The 17198-nt window shown below is 71.9% G+C and carries 17 protein-coding genes; 14 read left to right on the plus strand and 3 right to left on the minus strand.

What is annotated here, in order from left to right:
- Positions 1-6: 6 nt before the first annotated feature.
- Both BN4251_RS01135 and BN4251_RS01140 read right to left on the minus strand, forming a co-directional pair.
- Positions 7-1248, minus strand: a complete 1242-nt coding sequence (locus BN4251_RS01135; protein WP_087483339.1) for a DUF4032 domain-containing protein — start codon at positions 1246-1248, stop codon at positions 7-9.
- A gap of 155 nt (positions 1249-1403) precedes the next feature.
- Positions 1404-2489: an ABC transporter ATP-binding protein gene (locus BN4251_RS01140; protein ID WP_087483340.1), complete on the minus strand. Its 1086-nt coding sequence runs from the start codon at positions 2487-2489 to the stop codon at positions 1404-1406.
- 294 nt (positions 2490-2783) lie between these two features.
- Between BN4251_RS01140 and BN4251_RS01145 the strand changes: the two genes are divergently transcribed.
- On the plus strand, positions 2784-3467 hold the full coding sequence (locus tag BN4251_RS01145; RefSeq protein ID WP_170931768.1) for a peptide deformylase: 684 nt from the start codon (positions 2784-2786) through the stop codon (positions 3465-3467).
- Positions 3468-3564: 97 nt separating this feature from the next.
- Positions 3565-4320 (plus strand): hypothetical protein, encoded by a 756-nt coding sequence (locus BN4251_RS01150; protein WP_245810142.1) that lies wholly within the window; start codon positions 3565-3567, stop codon positions 4318-4320.
- A gap of 107 nt (positions 4321-4427) precedes the next feature.
- Here the strand turns inward: BN4251_RS01150 and BN4251_RS01155 are convergent, their stop codons facing one another.
- Positions 4428-4940, minus strand: coding sequence for an inorganic diphosphatase (locus BN4251_RS01155; protein WP_087483341.1), 513 nt, complete (start codon positions 4938-4940; stop codon positions 4428-4430).
- Positions 4941-5008: 68 nt separating this feature from the next.
- Between BN4251_RS01155 and BN4251_RS01160 the strand changes: the two genes are divergently transcribed.
- The 12 genes from BN4251_RS01160 to panC all read left to right on the plus strand — a co-directional run bounded on the left by BN4251_RS01160 (position 5009) and on the right by panC (position 17171).
- Positions 5009-6415 carry a D-alanyl-D-alanine carboxypeptidase gene (locus tag BN4251_RS01160; RefSeq protein WP_087483342.1) on the plus strand — a complete coding sequence of 469 codons (1407 nt, stop codon included), beginning with the start codon at positions 5009-5011 and terminating at the stop codon, positions 6413-6415.
- Positions 6415-7509, plus strand: coding sequence for a tRNA lysidine(34) synthetase TilS (tilS, locus tag BN4251_RS01165; protein ID WP_087483343.1), 1095 nt, complete (start codon positions 6415-6417; stop codon positions 7507-7509). The genes BN4251_RS01160 and tilS overlap by 1 nt, the downstream gene beginning before the upstream one ends.
- A gap of 44 nt (positions 7510-7553) precedes the next feature.
- The gene (hpt, locus tag BN4251_RS01170) at positions 7554-8108 is read left to right on the plus strand and encodes a hypoxanthine phosphoribosyltransferase (RefSeq protein ID WP_087483344.1); all 555 of its coding nucleotides are present in this window, start codon (positions 7554-7556) and stop codon (positions 8106-8108) included.
- A 4-nt stretch (positions 8109-8112) separates the two neighbouring features.
- Positions 8113-10218 carry an ATP-dependent zinc metalloprotease FtsH gene (gene ftsH, locus BN4251_RS01175; protein WP_087483345.1) on the plus strand — a complete coding sequence of 702 codons (2106 nt, stop codon included), beginning with the start codon at positions 8113-8115 and terminating at the stop codon, positions 10216-10218.
- A gap of 1 nt (position 10219) precedes the next feature.
- On the plus strand, positions 10220-10786 hold the full coding sequence (gene folE, locus BN4251_RS01180; protein ID WP_087483346.1) for a GTP cyclohydrolase I FolE: 567 nt from the start codon (positions 10220-10222) through the stop codon (positions 10784-10786).
- 5 nt (positions 10787-10791) lie between these two features.
- Complete coding sequence (folP, locus tag BN4251_RS01185; protein WP_087483419.1) at positions 10792-11649, plus strand: dihydropteroate synthase; 858 nt, start codon at positions 10792-10794, stop codon at positions 11647-11649.
- On the plus strand, positions 11646-12536 hold the full coding sequence (gene folK / locus BN4251_RS01190; protein ID WP_087483347.1) for a 2-amino-4-hydroxy-6-hydroxymethyldihydropteridine diphosphokinase: 891 nt from the start codon (positions 11646-11648) through the stop codon (positions 12534-12536). The genes folP and folK overlap by 4 nt, the downstream gene beginning before the upstream one ends.
- A complete protein-coding gene (locus BN4251_RS01195; RefSeq protein ID WP_087483348.1) occupies positions 12533-13042 on the plus strand; it encodes a DUF3180 domain-containing protein in 510 nt (169 codons plus the stop codon). The genes folK and BN4251_RS01195 overlap by 4 nt, the downstream gene beginning before the upstream one ends.
- A 103-nt stretch (positions 13043-13145) precedes the next feature.
- Positions 13146-13751, plus strand: a complete 606-nt coding sequence (locus BN4251_RS01200; RefSeq protein ID WP_087483349.1) for a PH domain-containing protein — start codon at positions 13146-13148, stop codon at positions 13749-13751.
- Positions 13748-15397 carry a PH domain-containing protein gene (locus tag BN4251_RS01205; protein ID WP_087483350.1) on the plus strand — a complete coding sequence of 550 codons (1650 nt, stop codon included), beginning with the start codon at positions 13748-13750 and terminating at the stop codon, positions 15395-15397. The genes BN4251_RS01200 and BN4251_RS01205 overlap by 4 nt, the downstream gene beginning before the upstream one ends.
- Positions 15394-16299: a Rossmann-like and DUF2520 domain-containing protein gene (locus BN4251_RS01210; RefSeq protein ID WP_087483351.1), complete on the plus strand. Its 906-nt coding sequence runs from the start codon at positions 15394-15396 to the stop codon at positions 16297-16299. Before BN4251_RS01205 ends, BN4251_RS01210 begins: the two co-directional genes overlap by 4 nt.
- The gene (gene panC / locus BN4251_RS01215; protein ID WP_087483352.1) at positions 16296-17171 is read left to right on the plus strand and encodes a pantoate--beta-alanine ligase; all 876 of its coding nucleotides are present in this window, start codon (positions 16296-16298) and stop codon (positions 17169-17171) included. Before BN4251_RS01210 ends, panC begins: the two co-directional genes overlap by 4 nt.
- Positions 17172-17198 lie beyond the last annotated feature (27 nt).

Below are 17198 nucleotides of genomic sequence, written 5' to 3' on the forward strand. Positions count from 1 at the left end.
GCCCTCTCAGGAGTCGAAGATCGGCAGGGCGGAGGTCTCCGTCGTCACCAGCGAGCGCTCGTCGGGCCGGTGGATGAGGACGTTGAGGATGTAGTGACGCACGGTGTCGTCGAGGCTGACGTCCTGGCCGGCCTGCTCGGACAGGAACCACTTGTGCTCGAGGATCTCGTGGTAGAACTCGGGCGGCTCGAGCTTGGAGCGCATCGAGCGCGGCACCGCGCGCACCACGGGCTCGTACTGGTCCTTGAGCCACTCGTGGGCCACGAACTCCTCGTCCTCGAGCTGCTGCTCGGTGTCGGCGCGGAACTGGTCGAGGTCGTTGAGCAGGCGGCGTGCCTGGTTCTCCTGCGCATCGATGCCGGTCAGGCGCATCAGGCGGCGGGCGTGATGGCCCGCGTCGACCACCTTCGGCATGATCGACAGCGTGGTGCCGTCGAGGTCGGTGGTGATCTCGAGCTCGCCCACGTCGAATCCCAGCGCGTTGAGCTTCTCGATGCGGGCGGAGACCCGCCAGCGCTCGTCGGCGGAGAACCGCTCGCGCGAGGTGAGGGTCTCCCACAGGTCCTCGTAGCGGGAGACCAGATCATCGCCCACCGCCACCGGATCCGCCTCCGGATCGAACATGTCGCCGGCCTGCAGGTCCATCAGCTCGCCGATGATGTTCGTGCGCGCGAGGTCCAGGTCGTACTGGCGCTGCCCGGCGGTGAGCTTCTCGTGCAGCGCGCCCGTCTCGACGTCCACGAGGTAGGCGGCGAAGGCGCCCGCATCGCGGCGGAAGAGGGTGTTGGACAGCGAGACGTCGCCCCAGTAGAAGCCCTCGAGATGGAGATGGACCAGCAGCACGGCCAGCGCGTCCAGCAGCCGGTGCGCCGTGTCGGGGCGCGAGACCTGGCTGAAGACTGCGCGGTAGGGCAGCGAGAACTGCAGGTGCCGGGTGATCAGCACGGCGTCCAGCGGCTCGCCCTCCCGCGTGGTGCGCCCCGAGATCACGGCGAACGGCTCCACGCAGGGGATGCCGAGGCGTCCCAGCACGCGCAGCATCTCGTATTCGCGCTGGGCGAGATCACGGGTGATCTCCTTGAGGGCCAGGACTCGGCCCGAGACGCGCACGAAGCGCACGACGTGACGAGAGATGCCGCGGGGGAGGGCGGCGAGGATCTCCTCGGGCCACTGCTCCAGCGGCTGTTCCCACGGCAGGTCCAGCAGAGCCGGATCTGCTCGGGACGCGGTGATCTCCAGAGGTGCCATTGCTCCATTCTCTCCCGAGCGAGGACGCTTCGACCACTCCCGGCATCATGTCACGTCGCCTCGGCGCGCCGACTGCCGCGAGAACCTGCGGGGCAGGACGGCGACGGGCGCCCGGCAGCAGCCGGACGCCCGTCGCGCGGTGCTTCTGGTGCGGGTCAGTCGCCCAGTCGCTGACCGTTCTTCGCATCGAAGAGGTGGGTGTGCTCCGGCGAGGGACGGAAGTACACCGTCTCGCCCTTGGCCGGAGGACGACGGGCGTCGACGCGAGCGATGAACGGCTTGGCCGTCTCCTCGCTGCCGACGCGGCGGCCGTAGATGAACGCATCCGCGCCCAGCTCCTCGACGAGGTCGACCTCGACGGCCAGGCCCTGGTTGTCGGGGGCGATCTCGAGGTCCTCGGGACGCACGCCGACGGTGACGTGGGTCTCGTCCGTCTCCGAGAGGGTGGAGCGATCCACCGGGATGATCGCGCCGCCGAACTCGACGCCCTGATCGGACAGCGGGGCATCGAACAGGTTCATGGCGGGGGAGCCGATGAAGCCGGCGACGAACACGTTGTTCGGGTGGTCGTACATGCGGCGGGGGGAGTCGATCTGCTGGAGCACGCCGCGATCGAGCACCGCCACGCGGTCACCCATCGTCATGGCCTCGGTCTGGTCGTGGGTGACGTAGACCGTGGTGACGCCCAGGCGACGCTGGAGCGACGCGATCTGGGTACGGGTGGAGACACGCAGCTTCGCATCGAGGTTCGACAGCGGCTCGTCCATGAGGAACACCTGGGGCGAGCGGACGATCGCACGGCCCATGGCCACACGCTGACGCTGACCGCCGGAGAGCGCCTTCGGCTTGCGGTCGAGGTACTCGGTGAGGTCGAGGATCTCGGCGGCGTCCTCGACGCGCTTGCGGATCTCGGCCTTCGGGGTGCCGGCGATCTTCAGGGCGAAGCCCATGTTGTCGGCGACCGTCATGTGCGGGTACAGCGCGTAGTTCTGGAACACCATCGCGATGTCACGGTCCTTCGGCGGCACGTCGGTGACGTCGCGGTCACCGATCAGGATGCGGCCCGCGTCGATCTCCTCGAGGCCGGCGAGCATGCGCAGCGAGGTCGACTTGCCGCAGCCGGAGGGGCCGACGAGGACGAGGAACTCGCCGTCGCCGATCTCGATGTTCAGGTTGTCGACGGCCGGGCGCTCCTGGCCCGGGTAGACGCGTGAGGCGTTATCGAACGTGACTGTTGCCATGGTGGTTCTCCTTCACCGGCAGGTACGTGCCGGACGGTCCGTTGTGAAGTGATGGTCGGCCGGGTCGATGTCGCTCTCACAGAGGTGCTCCGTCGCACCGGCTTGAGCGAGTGTATCCCACGTCTCACGCTCTCGGTGACATCCCTCTCCCTGGATCTCGCGTGTCGGGACAGCGTTCTCCCGGCGCGCTCCTGGCAGTGCGACGCGGAGGCCGCCGCTCCGCCCTGTCACCGGTGCGGGGCGAGGGCTGTGGACGCCGGACGGGAGGGGCCCGGGCTGCGGGATACTGGCGGGGTGGACATCACTGAGCTGACCCGGAAGATCCTCGACCGCCGCGAGAGGGAGAACGATCCGCTGCGCATCGTGCAGGCCGGGCATCCGGCGCTGCGCCGTCGGGCCGTCACCGCGCATGAGCGGCTCGACGTCGAGCTGCTGCTCGAGCTCGCGGAGGCGATGACGCTGACCATGCGCGAGGCGCCGGGGGTGGGCCTGGCCGCACCCCAGGTGGGCCTGCCGCTGCGCTTCTACGTGATCGAGGACAGCTTCGCCGCCGACGAGGGGGAGGACCCCGACGACGACCTGCTCGAACGGCGGCCGCTCGCACTGCGCTACCTGCTGGACCCGGTGCTCGAGCCGCTGGGCACCGAGCGGGTCTACGCCTTCGAGGGCTGTCTCTCCGTCGACGGCTGGCAGTCGATCGTGCCGCGCTCGCGCCGGGTGCGCCTGCGCGCGACCGAGCTGCTCGAGGACGGCGGGCTGCGCGAGGTCGACGAGGAGCACTTGGGCTGGACCGCCCGGATCCTCCAGCACGAGACCGACCACCTGGCCGGGACCCTCTGCCACGATCTCGCCGTCCCCCGCTCCTACATCGATGCCGCCTACTCCGGGCACTACGCCGATCTCGGCGAGGCCGTGCGCCTGCTGGGCCTCAGCGGCGAGATCACCGAGCTCGGCGAGGGCGAGGTCGTCATCGGCTGACCGCGCGGCCGCTCGCGCGCCCCGCGCTTCCTCCAGGAATGCACGGGTCCAGGCGGTAGTTTGACCCTGTTCACGAATCGACAGAACGGAGCCGACGGTGGCCCAGAGCGAACCGTACACCCCGCAGCCGGACCCCCATGCGCCTGGCGCCCTGCCGGGTGATGGCGGGCTCATCGAGCAGATCGACGAGCCCTGGCTGGAACTGATCGACACGGCGCTGCGCGTGCAGGCGCCGCTCGCGCGCGGCTATGTCGCCGCGCTGCGCAGGAAGCACCCCGAGGCGACGGACCGCCAGCTGCTCGAGCACGTCACCACGCGCTTCACCACCCTGACCACCCTCGCCGGCGCGGGTGTCGGTGGCGTGGCGGCGCTGCCGGGGCTGGGCACCGTGGCGGCAGTGGGACTGACCGTCGGCGAGGGCATCTCCTTCGCCGAGGCGTGCGCCTTCCTCACCCTCGCCTCCGCGGAGATCCACGGAGTGGACATGACCGACGCCTCCACGCGCCGCCTGGTGCTGATGGGCGTGCTCGGCGGAGAGCGCGGCACCCGGATCATCGCCAGGACCATGGGCAAGCACGGGCTGCAGTGGCAGGCCGTCCTCGGGGGCGGTGGAGGCTTCCTGCCGAGCCTGATCAGCAAGCAGGTCTCGCGCTACGTGCGCCGCCGCGTGGTCTCCCGTGCGGGCAGGCTCTGGGTGCTGCGAGTGCTGCCCTTCGGCATCGGTGCCGTGCTCGGCGGGATCGGCACCCGCGCGGTCTCGAGGTCCGTGGTCGAGGCGATGCTCGAGATCTTCGCCCACGGCCCCACCCTCGAGGGGGAGATCGCGGCCGAGCGCCGCGAGCTGCAGGGCTGATCCCGCGCAGTCTCCGGGCGCACACAGCAGGAGGGTCGTCCCGATCGGGACGGCCCTCCTGCTCGTGCCAGGGGATCCGGGACGCCGCGGGCGGGTCCCGGAGCGCCTCACATCTCCTGGGTGAACTCGTTGGCGTGCTCGGTGCCGACCGCACGCTGGTAGGAGCGGCGGATCTCCGCCTCCGCGTCGCTGCGGCCCTCCCAGTGCGCCCCCTCGACGCTCTTGCCCGGCTCGAGGTCCTTGTAGACCTCGAAGAAGTGCTGGATCTCCAGGCGGTGGAACTCGGAGACGTCGGTGAGCTCCTGACGTCGCACCTGGCGACGGTCGCCCACGGGCACCGCCACGATCTTGTCGTCACCGCCGGCCTCGTCGCGCATGCGGAACATGCCCAGGGCGCGGCAGCGGATCAGGCATCCCGGGAACGTGGGCTCCTCGAGCAGGACGAGGCAGTCCAGCGGATCGCCGTCCTCCCCGAGGGTCCCCTCGATGAAACCGTAGTCATCGGGATAGCGCGTTGCGGTGAAGAGCATCCGGTCGAGCCGGATGCGACCGTTGTGGTGGTCCACCTCGTACTTGTTCCGATTCCCGCGAGGGATCTCGATGGTCACGTCGAATTCCACGACAGCGGCTCCGTTGCTCCGGCCCCGTGGGGCACTGGTAATGACCCGGACACCATATCGTGGGGCGCATGGCGCTGAGAGCATCTGAACGCATCTGGCGCACCACCGCGATCGTGATGTGCGCGGCGGTGCCCACGAGCTTCTACGTGCTCGGAGACCTCACCGACGCCTTCCCCGGGGTGCTCACGGTCCGCACCGTCGAGGAGGGGCCGAAGGCCGGTCCCCGGGCCGTCGCCGAGGAGTGGGAGCGGCTCGCCCCGGAGGACGTGCTGACCCCGCCATCGTCCGCGACCACTCCCGTCGAGAGTGCTGACCTGGAAGAACGCATGTCGTCGTGGGTCTCGTTGCCGGTAGTCGACGACCGCCTCGCCTTCAGCGTGGTCGATGCCGGCACGGGGGACGTCCTCGCCCAGCGCAGCGCCGAGACGGCGCTCGTGCCCGCCTCGACACTCAAGCTGCTCACCGCGGCGGCCGCGCTGCGCCAGTACAGCGGGGACGAGGTGCTCACCACGCGCGCGACCGTCCAGGGCGGCGTGATCACCCTCGTGGGCGGCGGTGACATGACTCTCAGCGGGGAGGAGCTGCGGGATCTCGCCGTGCAGGCCGTCGAGCTGGCCGAGGCCCAGGGCGAGGGGAGCGTCGAGATCGCCTACGACGACAGCTACCTCGTGGGAGGGCACAACGAGGCCTGGGGGAACAACGGCACCGCCGGTGGCTGGGTGACGCCCACCGCCTCGCTCGCCGTGGACGGCGGATGGCTCGACGGCCAGCAGTACGGACCGAAGTCCACCGATCCGGCCGGGGACGCCGCGGAACGATTCGCCCAGCTGGTGGGCGATACCGGGCTCGAGGTCACCGGCGAGGTGAGCGAGCGCCCCGCCCCGGAGGCCGCCCCCTCCGTCGAGATCCACTCCGAACCGCTCGCAGAGATCGTGCGGCACACGCTGCTGATCTCGGACAACACCACCTCCGAGCTGCTCGCCCACCTGGTGGCCCTCGCCCGGGGCGAGCCGACCACCCCCGCCGGCGCCGCAGCCGCGGTCGAGGCGGAGGTCCGGGAGCTGGCCGCCGAGCTCGGTGTGCCGGACGAGGCCCTCGGGTCCCTCTCCCTGCGCGACGGATCCGGTCTCTCCCGTCAGAACCGGGTGCCACCCGCGCTGCTGTCCGCGGTCCTCGCCCAGGTGGCCTCCGGGGGGATGCCTACCCTCGAGCAGATCCTCTTCGACATCCCCGTCGCCGGGCTGTCCGGCACCCTCGCGGAGCGCTTCGACGACGAGGACACCGACGCGGCCTCCGGCCTGGTGCGCGGCAAGACCGGCTATCTCGGAGGCGCCGCGACCCTGGCCGGGGTGGCGGTGCTGCCCGATGGCCGCACCGTCGGCTACTCGATCGTGGTGCACGGCTTCGACGGCGCCGACGCCGAGGCCGCCCGCGCCGCCGTGGACCACGTCGCGGCCGAGATGGTGCTGCCGTGATGGCCGGCCCGCCGCCCGTCGTGGCCCGTGCCCGCACCGCCGTGCGGGCCGCGCTCGCCTCCCGTCTGGAGGCGCTCGCGGACGACACCGCCGTCGGGCATCTCTCGCCCCGCCTGCTGGTGGGCTGCAGCGGGGGAGCGGACTCGCTCGCGCTGCTGGCGACCACCGCCTGGGTGGGCTCGCGGATGGGCCTGGAGACCGAGGCGGCGATCGTGGACCACGGCCTCCAGGAGGGCTCCGCGCAGATCGCCGAGCGCGCGGTCGCCCAGGCCGAACGGCTCGGGTTGCGCGCGCACGTGCTGCGCGTCGAGGTCGACGCCGATGCCCCCGGCGGCATCGAGAACGCCGCCCGCACCGCGCGCCACCGGGCGCTCGAGACCGCCCTCGAGGAGCGCGGGGGCCTCGCCCTGTTGATGGCCCACACCCTCGACGACCAGGCCGAGCAGGTGCTGATGGGACTGGCCCGCGGTGCCGGCCCCCGTTCCCTGGCCGGGATCCTCCGTGCCCGCGGCGCCCTGCTGCGTCCCTTCCTGGGCACCGGGCGCGACGAGACCACCGCCCTGCGCCGTGCCGACACCGAGGAGATCTGCCGCCTGCACGACCTGGAGTGGTGGGAGGACCCCATGAACGCGGACCAGACTCTGCTGCGCTCCCGGGTGCGCCACCGTGCCCTGCCGCTGCTGCGCGAGATCCTCGGCGAGCAGATCGACGAGAACCTCGCCCGCACCGCCGACCTGGTGCGCCCGGACGTCGACCATCTCGACGCCGAGGCCCGTGAGCTGCTGGCCTCCCTGCGCCGCGACGGCGGCGAGCTGCGACAGGACGGCGATCTGCTGCTGCTGGACGTCCACGCCCTGGCCGCGATCGCGGCCCCGCTGCGCACCCGCATCCTGCGCGACGCCTCACGTTCCGCTGACCGCGCAATCCGCACCGCAGAGGGCTCCGGCACGACGAAGTCCCTGCTTCGACGCCAGGTCCTCGCGATCGACGCCCTGGTCGTCTCATGGCGCGGTCAGGCTGCCGTGTCCGTTCCGGGTAGGATCGAGGTCGCTCGCCGCGACGGCCTGTTGGTGTGGCGCCGCCTCGATCCGTGATCCGCGGCAGACGCACCCCACCACGTTCCATGGAGGAGATCCGCGTGCCCCAGACGCACCCCCACCCCGATGTCGACCGCGTGCTGCTGGACGAGCAGCAGATCCGCGATCGGCTCGCAGAGCTCGGCCAGCAGATCGCCGAGGACTACGCGGACGAGCCGCCGGTCCTGGTCGGCGTGCTGCGAGGCGCGGTGATGGTGATGGCCGATCTGGCGCGTCAGATCGACCTCAAGGTGGAGATGGACTGGATGGCCGTCTCCTCCTACGGTTCGGGCACCAAGTCCTCCGGCGTGGTGCGGATCCTCAAGGACCTCTCCGGTGACATCACCGGGCGCAAGGTGCTGATCGTCGAGGACATCATCGACTCCGGCCTCACCCTGAAGTGGCTGCTGTCGAACCTCCGCTCGCGCGGGCCCAAGAGCGTCGAGATCGCGACCCTGCTGCGCAAGCCCGAGGCCGCGCGGGTCGAGATCGACGTGAAGTACGTCGGCTTCGACATCCCCAACGAGTTCGTCATCGGCTACGGCCTCGACTACGCCGAGAACTACCGCAACCTCCCCTACGTGGGCGTCCTCGCACGCTCGGTCTACGAGGACTGATCCCGTGGCAGATTCCGCCAAGAATTCCAGCGGCAGGAAGCGCCGCCCGTTCTCCGGCCTCGCGCTGTGGATCATCGTCGCGCTCCTGCTGGGAATGGCGATGTTCTCCCTGTTCGGCCGTGACGGCTACCAGCAAATCGACACCCAGCAGGGTCTCGAGCTGCTCGCCGGGGACACCGTCGAGCAGGTGAAGATCACCGGCGGCAACCAGCAGCGGGTGGACCTGGTGCTCACCGAGGAGTTCGTCGACGGCGAGGAGAGCAAGGGCACCGAGGTGCGATTCGCCTACGTCGACGCGCGCGCCGAGGCCGTCGTCCAGGCGGTCGAGGAGAACGCCCCGGCCAAGGGCTACACCGATGAGATCGCCACCAGCTCCTGGTGGTCCACGCTGCTGCTGTCCTTCCTGCCCCTGCTGATCTTCATCGGCCTGTTCTGGTTCCTGATCATGAACGCCCAGGGCGGCGGCAAGGCGATGCAGTTCGGCAAGTCCAAGGCGAAGCTGTTCAACAAGGAGGCCCCCAAGGTCACCTTCGCGGACGTCGCCGGGGCCGAGGAGGCCGTCGAGGAGCTCGACGAGATCAAGCAGTTCCTCGTCGATCCGGGCCGTTACCAGGCCGTGGGCGCGAAGATCCCCAAGGGTGTGCTGCTGTACGGCCCGCCCGGCACCGGCAAGACCCTGTTGGCCAAGGCCGTCGCCGGCGAGGCGAACGTGCCCTTCTACTCGATCTCCGGCTCGGACTTCGTGGAGATGTTCGTGGGCGTCGGCGCGAGCCGCGTGCGCGACCTGTTCAACACCGCCAAGGAGAACTCCCCGGCGATCATCTTCATCGACGAGATCGACGCCGTCGGCCGCCATCGCGGCGCCGGCATGGGCGGCGGTCACGACGAGCGCGAGCAGACCCTGAACCAGATGCTGGTGGAGATGGACGGGTTCGACGAGAACCAGAACGTCATCCTCATCGCCGCCACCAACCGCGTCGACATCCTCGACCCGGCGCTGCTGCGCCCGGGCCGCTTCGACCGGCAGATCGCGGTCGAGGCCCCCGACCTCAAGGGCCGCCTGCACATCCTCGGCGTGCACGCCAAGGGCAAGCCGCTCGCGCACGACGTCGACCTCGAGCACGTCGCCAAGCGCACCATCGGCATGTCCGGCGCGGACCTCGCCAACGTGCTCAACGAGGCGGCCCTGCTGACCGCCCGCTCGGGCAACCAGATCATCGACAACCGCGCCCTGGACGAGGCGATCGACCGCGTCTCCATGGGCCCGCAGCGGTACTCGAAGGTGATGAGCGAGCGCGAGCGCCAGATGACGGCCTATCACGAGGGCGGCCACGCCCTGGTCGCGGCCGCGATGAACAACTCCGCACCGGTCACCAAGGTGACGATCCTGCCCCGCGGCCGCGCGGGCGGCTACACGATGGTGGTGCCCACCCAGGACCGCAACTACCAGTCCCGCAACGAGCTGCTGGACCGCCTGGCCTACGCGCTCGGCGGGTACGCGGTCGAGGAGAGCATCTTCCACGACGTCACCACCGGCCCCAGCTCGGATCTGCAGAACGCCACCAAGATCGCGCGCACCATGGTCATGCAGCTGGGCATGAGCCAGGCCGTGGGCCAGGTCGCGCTCGAAGGCGATCAGGAGGTGTTCGTCGGGATGCAGCAGGGCCAGGCGCCCCGCTTCAGCGGCGAGACCGCGAGCCTGATCGACCAGGAGGTCCGCAAGCTCGTCGACACCGCGCTCGACGAGGCCTGGGCCGTGATCGTGGAGAACCGCCACGTGCTGGACCGTCTGGTCGAGGAGCTGCTCGAGAAGGAGACCCTGAACGAGCACGAGCTCGCCGAGATCTTCCGCGACGTGAAGAAGCAGGCCCCCCGCGAGGTGTGGGTCTCCAGCGAGGAGCGGCCTGCGCTGGCGGCGCCGTCCGTCGGCGCGACGACCACGGCGAGCGGCACCGAGGAGCACGACGCGGGCGAGCCGCTGCAGCCGAACCCGCCCGAGCTGCCCCACCCGGGCGGCGAGGGGCCGCAGATCCCCGGCGCGCCGCAGGGCGGTCCCGGGACCGGCGGGCCCGGTTACGGCTACGACCGCGGTGAGGGGACGGAGAGCTGAGATGACGGTCGACAGGCCCCGCATCGAGGCCGCAGTGCGCGAGATCCTCGCCGCGATCGGCGAGGACCCGGACCGCGACGGGCTGCTGGACACACCCGCACGGGTGGCCCGCATGTACGCCGAGGTCTTCCAGGGCCTCGGCCAGGACGCGCACGAGCCCCTCTCGACGACCTTCGACATCGAGCACCAGGAGCTGGTGCTGGTGCGCGACATCGCCTTCTACTCGATGTGCGAGCATCACCTGCTGCCGTTCCACGGCACGGCCCATGTGGGATACATCCCCGGCGGGGGCGTGGTGACAGGGCTCAGCAAGCTCGCCCGCCTGGTGAACGTGTACGCCCAGCGCCCGCAGGTCCAGGAGCGGCTGACCTTCCAGATCGCCGATGCGCTGATGGAGGAGCTCGGTGCCGACGGGGCGATCGTGGTGGTCGAGGCCGAGCACATGTGCATGTCCATGCGCGGGGTGCGCGCCGCAGGCGCTCGCACGGTCACCAGCGCGGTGCGCGGGATGCTGCGGGACAGCGCCAGCACCCGAGGCGAGGCCATGGCACTGATCAACAGGGCGTGAGCGACGTGCCGTCGCCGCTGCGCCGCCCCGACGGGCTCCCCGAGCGTCTCGGCGGGGACGAGACGCTCGTGATGGGCGTGCTGAACGTGACCCCGGATTCGTTCTCCGACGGCGGGCAGCATGACGACGCGCCCGCCGCGATCGAGCACGGGCACCGGCTGATCCGCCAGGGCGCCTCGATCGTCGACGTGGGCGGGGAGTCGACCCGTCCCGGCGCACCGCGCGTGGACGAGGACGAGGAGCTGCGGCGCGTGCTGCCGGTGGTCGCCGCCCTCGCCGCCGAGGACGTCGTGATCAGCGTCGACACCATGCGCGCCTCGGTGGCCGCAGCGAGCGTCGAGGCCGGGGCGCTGATCGTCAACGACGTCTCCGCCGGCCGCGCCGACATCGAGATGGGCCGGGAAGCGGCACGGCTGCGCACCCGCAGGGGCACCCCGCCGGTCTTCATCGCGATGCACTGGCGCGGCCACAGCGACGTGATGAACGACCTCGCCCACTACGAGGACGTCGCCCGGGACAGCGCCGACGAGCTCGCCCAGCGCCTTGCGATGCTGCGCGAGGCCGGTGTCGAGGACCGCTTCCTGGTCGCCGATCCGGGCCTGGGATTCTCCAAGACCGGCGCGCAGAACTGGGAGGTCCTGGCCGACTGGGAGGCGATGGCCTCGCACGGTCTCCCGCTGCTGATCGGCGCCTCCCGCAAGCGCTTCGTCAGCGCGCTGGGCGTGGACCGCGACCTCGCCACCGCCGCGATCAGCGCCTACAGCGCCGAGCACGGCGCCTGGGCCGTGCGCGTGCACGACGTGGAGTCCACGCTGCCCGCCGTGCGCGTGGGCGACCGGCTGCGTCGGAGCATGCGTCGATGAGCGCACCGCGACTGGACCGCATCGAAGTCACCGGGATCCGCGCCTGGGGCCATCACGGCGTGCTCGCCGAGGAGAAGCGGATCGGCCAGGAGTTCGTGGTCGACGTGACCCTGCACCTGTCCACTGCCCCCGCGGGGCGTGCGGACGCGCTCTCGCGCACAGTGAACTACGCCGAGATCGCCCACGCCGTCCACGAGGAGATCCTCGGCGGCCCCCACGACCTGGTCGAGACTCTCGCCGAGCACATCGCGGAGCGCATCCTCAGCGACACCGGACGCCCGCTCGTGCGACGGGCGGAGGTGCGGGTCCACAAGCCCGCCGCGCCCGTCGGCCTCCCCGTCGGCGACGTCACCGTGAGCATCCAGCGGGAGGCGGCGCCGGTCGAGGCGGTGCTCGCCCTCGGCACCAATCTGGGCGATCGCGAGGAGCACCTGCGGGCCGCGCTCGCGCAGCTCGCCGGCACCGAGGGGATCGAGATCGCCTGGACCGGGCCGGTGCTCGAGACCGCCCCCGTCGGCGGACCCGACGGACAGGGCGCCTTCCTCAACTCCGTGCTCGGCGTGCGCACCCAGCTGGGCCCCTTCGCGCTGCTCGAGGCGGCGCAGGCCGCCGAGCACGCCGCCCGCCGCGAGCGCCTGGTGCGGTGGGGGCCGCGCACCCTCGACGTCGACGTGATCACCTACGGCGACTGGACCAGCCAGGACGAGACCCTCACGGTGCCCCATCCCCGCGCGCACCAGCGCGCCTTCGTGCTCGCCCCCTGGCACGCCGCCCGGCCCGATGCCGAGCTGCCGGGCCACGGCCCGATCGCCGCGCTGCTGCGGCGCGCCGCCGACCGCGACGGGCTGCGGGACGGACCCGCGATCGAGGGGTACGGGCTCTCGTGAGGCCGCTGAACGTTCCGGTGCTCGTGCTGATCCTGGTGCTCGGCGCGGGATTCGGTGCGCAGATGCTCGAGACCCTCGCCGTGCGGGGCCACTCCCTGCCGATCGCCGGCTGGCTGACCACCGTGGTGCTGCTGGTGCTGGCCGCGGTGCTGCTCCTGAACGGTCTGCCGCTGCGGCGCTACATGCTCGAGAGCGCCGAGCGCAAGGAGCATCCGAGCTTCGCCCCGCGGCGCCACCAGATCGATCTGCCCACCGCCTACCGGACGGTGCTGCTGGCCCGCGCCTGCGCCTACACCGGCGCGGTGGTGGGCGGCATCTTCACCGGGCAGGTGCTGTTCCTGCTGATCACCGGGATCGGGGACCCGCTGCGCGGAGTCCTGCCCACCGCGGCCGCCGCGCTCGCAGGGATCATCCTGGGCGTGCTGGGTGTGATCGTCGAACGCTGGGGCCAGCTGCCCCCGGAGGACGGCGAGCACGGTGCTGAGGGTGCGGAGGCGGGCGGCTGAGCCGTCCGGCGACCTCCGTGCGCACGCATCCCGGACCTTCGGAGGAGGATCTCTCCACTCCCGGCGGTGCAGGTCGCGGCCTCGGGATGACACGATGGTGCCCATGACCTCAGCGCCCGACCCCCACGAGCAGCACGCCGCACCCCGCCCCGGGGACGGCGCACCGATCGAGGCGACCCCCGCACAGCCCCACGTCCCTGCTCGCCGCTTCGCCGACGCCCCACCCGGGCTGCTCGGCGCGGAGCGGCTGCGCCCTGTCTCCCTGAAGCTGATCCCCGCCCGCTATCTCGGCGGCATCGCCGGGAACGTGTTCTGGCTGGTGCTGGTCATCGCCGCGATCGTGGGGACGGTGCTGACCGGATGGTGGTGGATCGCCGCGTGCGGCCTGCTGCCGCTGGCCCTGATCGCGCAGAGCCTGCTGCTGACCCCGCGCCGGGTGCGCGCGATCGGCTACCTCGACGGCGAGGAGGACCTCACCATCGCCAGCGGCATCATGTTCCGCTCCGTCCACTCCATCCCGTACGGTCGCGTGCAGTCCGTGAAGATCGGGGAGGGGCCGATCGAGCGCCGCTACGGCCTGGCGACGCTGACCATCACCACCGCCGCGGGCGGTGGCACGGAGACCCTGCCCGGCCTGCCCAAGGCTGAGGCGGAGCGCCTGCGCTCCCTGCTCACCGACCGCGGCATCGAGCTGATGGCGGCGCTGTGAGCAGCTCGCCGACCAGCCCCGCCGAGACCTCGCCCGAGGAGGGCCGGGCGCCCTCGGCCCCGGGCCCGCATGCCGCGACCGAGCCCCGGCCCGAGACCCCGCGCCATCGCACCCATCCGATCACCCCGCTGGTCTCCGGCTGGAAGATCGTGGTGGGCGTGCTCGCCGTGCTCACGGCCCAGAACATCGCCCAGCTGCTGAACGAGTTCACCATCCAGCGCGCCCTGATCGGTGCGGGACTGCTGCTGGTCGCCGCCCTCATCGCGATCCTGCTCTCGGCGCTCAGCTGGTGGTTCACCACCTACTCGGTCGATGAGGGCGGCGTCTCGCTGCACTCCGGCATGATCAGCCGCTCCCGCGAGTACGCGCCGCGGGCACGGATCGAATCCGTCTCCGTGGAGCGCCCGCTGCTGGCACGGCTGCTGGGCATGGCCAAGGTGCGGGTCGAGGTGGCAGGCAGCGGCGAGTCCTACATCGACATCGAGTACGTGAAGTCCGCCGCCGCGGAGGAGCTGCGACGCGGGATCCTCGGGATCGCCGAGCATGCCGCGCCCCCGGAGCAGGCCATGCAGGCGCAGCCCACGCACCGGCAGGACGGCGAGTCCGCCACGGAGGGCGGCGCCGACGGGAGCGAGCCTGCGCCTGCCGCGTCGGAGGGGTCGGCGCAGACCGGCGGCGCGCTGCGGAGCTTCCTGCACGACGGGGTCACCGAGGGGGAGCTGATCGCGCAGATCCCCACCTCGCGGCTGATCCGCTCGCTGGTGCGGGACATCGGCTTCGTGAGCGGCGTGCTGATGAGCATCGTCGGCGTGGCCGTGGCGGTCGCGCTCGCGATCTGGCAGGACGGCATCAACCCTGCGATGTTCATCGCGCTGCTGCCCACCCTCATCGCCCTGCCCAAGTACGTGTTCGGCCGGATCGAGTCCGGCTGGGGCTTCGTCTCCCGGATCACCGAGCGGGGCCTGCGGATGCGCCGCGGCCTGGCGAACACGCGCACCGACAACATCGTCTCCGGGCGCATCCAGCGCCTCGAGCTGCGCCGACCGCTGCTGTGGCGCCGCCCGGACTGGACCGCTGCCACCGTCACCGTCGCCGGGATTGAGGACGACGGCGAGGACGGCGCCCAGAACGTGCTCCCGGTGGGCACCCGCGAGGAGCTGCGCGCCACCCTCGGTCACCTCGCCGCGCCCCTGGGCACCGACGACGACATGGCCACCATCGAGCATCTGCTCAGCGCGCCCGCCCGCGAGATCGAGGGCCTGCGCACCCGCGTGCGGATGTACTGGATCGCGCGCCGCACCGACGTGACCGTGCTGCTGCCCGGCGCGCTGGTGAACCGCTCGGGCCTGTTCACCCGCCGCCTGGAGATCGTGCCCCGCGAGCGCATCCAGCAGCTCACGCTCTCCGACGGCCCGCTGAGCCGGCGGATCGGGGTGCTGGACCTGCAGGTGGGCATCGCCGGGGAGCTGGTGCACGTCAGCAGCCTGCCCCGCGCCGAGATCCTCGACCTCCACGCCGTGCTCTCCCGCGACGCGGCCACGCTGCGCCGCTACAGCGACCGCGCGCACTGGCCGCAGCCTGTGCTCAGCCTCACCCCCGCCGCGGCCGCGCAGGAGCCGCTCCCCGCCGAGGGCCGGCTGCGATGACCCCGCCGCGACTGGGCATCGGGGTGATCGGCGCCGGCCGGGTCGGCGCGGTGCTCGGGGCCGCGCTGCGCGCCGAGGGCCATGCGCTCACCGGTGCCTACGCCGTCTCCGACGCCTCGCGGGAGCGCGCCGTGCAGCTGCTGCCCGGGGTGCCGCTGCTTGATGTGCCGGCCCTGGTCGAACGCAGCGAGATGCTGCTGCTGGCCGTGCCCGACGACCAGCTGGGCCCCCTCGCCGCCGGCATCGCCGCGACCGGGCTGATGCCGGGCGGACAGCTCGTGGTCCACACCTCTGGCCGCTACGGCACCGAGGTGCTCGCGCCCCTCGCCGAGGCCGGCAGCGCCACCCTCGCGATCCACCCGGCGATGACCTTCACCGGCACGCGCACCGACCTCGCACGCCTGGTGGGCTGCCCGATGGGCATCACCGCCTCCCCGGAGCTGCTGCCGATCGCGGCCGCGCTGGTGGTCGAGCTCGGGGGAGAGGCGACCGTGATCGCCGAGGGCGACCGCTCGCTCTACCACGCCTCCCTCGCCCACGCCGCGAACCATCTGGTGGTGCTCGTGGACCAGGCCCGCGAGGCGCTGTCCCGGCTCGGCATCGCCGATCCCGGGGCCTATCTGCGCCCGCTGCTGGAGGCCGCGCTGGACGAGTCCCTGCGCCACGGCGGCAAGGCGCTCACCGGCCCCGTCGGGCGAGGGGACGCCGGGACCGTCGCGGCGCACCTCGAGGCGCTCGAGGACCTCGACGGCACCGGCGCGCCGGGAGAGCACGGCGACACCTCCGCCACCTACCGCGCCCTCGCATCGGCGGCGCTGCGCCGTGCCAGAATCCCGGAGCAGTCCCGGAGCGCGATCCGGGACCTGCTCGAGGACCGCCCGCCCACGGAGGACGACAGATGACCACACCGCCCGGTGCCGGACAGACCCGCGGCACGGCCACGCGCCTGGTGACCACCAAGGCGGAGCTGCGCGAGCAGCGGGCCGCGATGGAGGGCGCCGTCGCCGCCGTGCTCACCATGGGCTCCCTGCACAGCGGGCATCTGGCCCTCGTGCGCCGTGCCCGCGAGCTCGCCGATCACGTGATCCTCAGCGTCTTCGTCAACCCCCTCCAGTTCGGCCCGGGGGAGGACTACGAGGCCTACCCGCGGGACCTCGAGGGCGATCTCGCGCTGGTGGACGGTCTCGTGGACGTGGTCTTCGCGCCGTCGGCGGAGGAGATGTACCCGGTGCTGCCGCCGACGGTCTCGGTGAGCGCCGGGCACGCCGGCACGATCCTCGAGGGCGCCGCCCGGCCCGGGCACTTCGACGGGGTGGTCACCGTGGTGGCCAAGCTGCTGCGCCTGATCGATCCCCACCTCAGCGTGTTCGGGCGCAAGGACGCCCAGCAGCTCGCCATCATCCAGCGCCTGGTCGCCGATCTCGATCTGCCGGTGCGGATCGAGCCGGTCGAGATCGAGCGCGAGGAGACGGGACTGGCACGCTCGAGCCGCAACGTCTACCTCAGCGATCAGGGCCGTGCGCAGGCGCTGGCCCTGTCCCGCACTCTCGAGTCCGCCCTCGCCGCCGCCGGATCGGTGAGCGGCATCCGGGCCGCTCTGCGGGCCGCGCTCGAGCGCGCCGAGATCGACTGGGACTACGCCCTCGCCCTGGACCCGGCCACGCTCGAGGAGATCGGCTCAGACTACCGCGGCGAGGTGCTGCTGGTGCTCGCGGGCCGGGTCGAGGGCACCCGGCTGCTCGATGCGGCTGTGGCGGTTGCTACAGGAGCGTGAGCAGGACGCCCCTCGCCGCAGAGGTGA

It is taken from the genome of Brachybacterium massiliense (assembly GCF_900184245.1).
In the GTDB taxonomy this organism is placed as follows: domain Bacteria; phylum Actinomycetota; class Actinomycetes; order Actinomycetales; family Dermabacteraceae; genus Brachybacterium; species Brachybacterium massiliense.

Excerpts from the sequence above, each read along its gene's own strand:
- BN4251_RS01135 (WP_087483339.1), bottom strand. The coding sequence starts at position 1,248 with ATGGCACCTCTGGAGATCACCGCGTCCCGAGCAGATCCGGCTCTGCTG.
- BN4251_RS01140 (WP_087483340.1), bottom strand. The coding sequence starts at position 2,489 with ATGGCAACAGTCACGTTCGATAACGCCTCACGCGTCTACCCGGGCCAG.
- BN4251_RS01160 (WP_087483342.1), top strand. The coding sequence starts at position 5,009 with ATGGCGCTGAGAGCATCTGAACGCATCTGGCGCACCACCGCGATCGTG.
- tilS (WP_087483343.1), top strand. The coding sequence starts at position 6,415 with ATGGCCGGCCCGCCGCCCGTCGTGGCCCGTGCCCGCACCGCCGTGCGG.
- folE (WP_087483346.1), top strand. The coding sequence starts at position 10,220 with ATGACGGTCGACAGGCCCCGCATCGAGGCCGCAGTGCGCGAGATCCTC.
- folK (WP_087483347.1), top strand. The coding sequence starts at position 11,646 with ATGAGCGCACCGCGACTGGACCGCATCGAAGTCACCGGGATCCGCGCC.
- BN4251_RS01200 (WP_087483349.1), top strand. The coding sequence starts at position 13,146 with ATGACCTCAGCGCCCGACCCCCACGAGCAGCACGCCGCACCCCGCCCC.
- BN4251_RS01210 (WP_087483351.1), top strand. The coding sequence starts at position 15,394 with ATGACCCCGCCGCGACTGGGCATCGGGGTGATCGGCGCCGGCCGGGTC.
- panC (WP_087483352.1), top strand. The coding sequence starts at position 16,296 with ATGACCACACCGCCCGGTGCCGGACAGACCCGCGGCACGGCCACGCGC.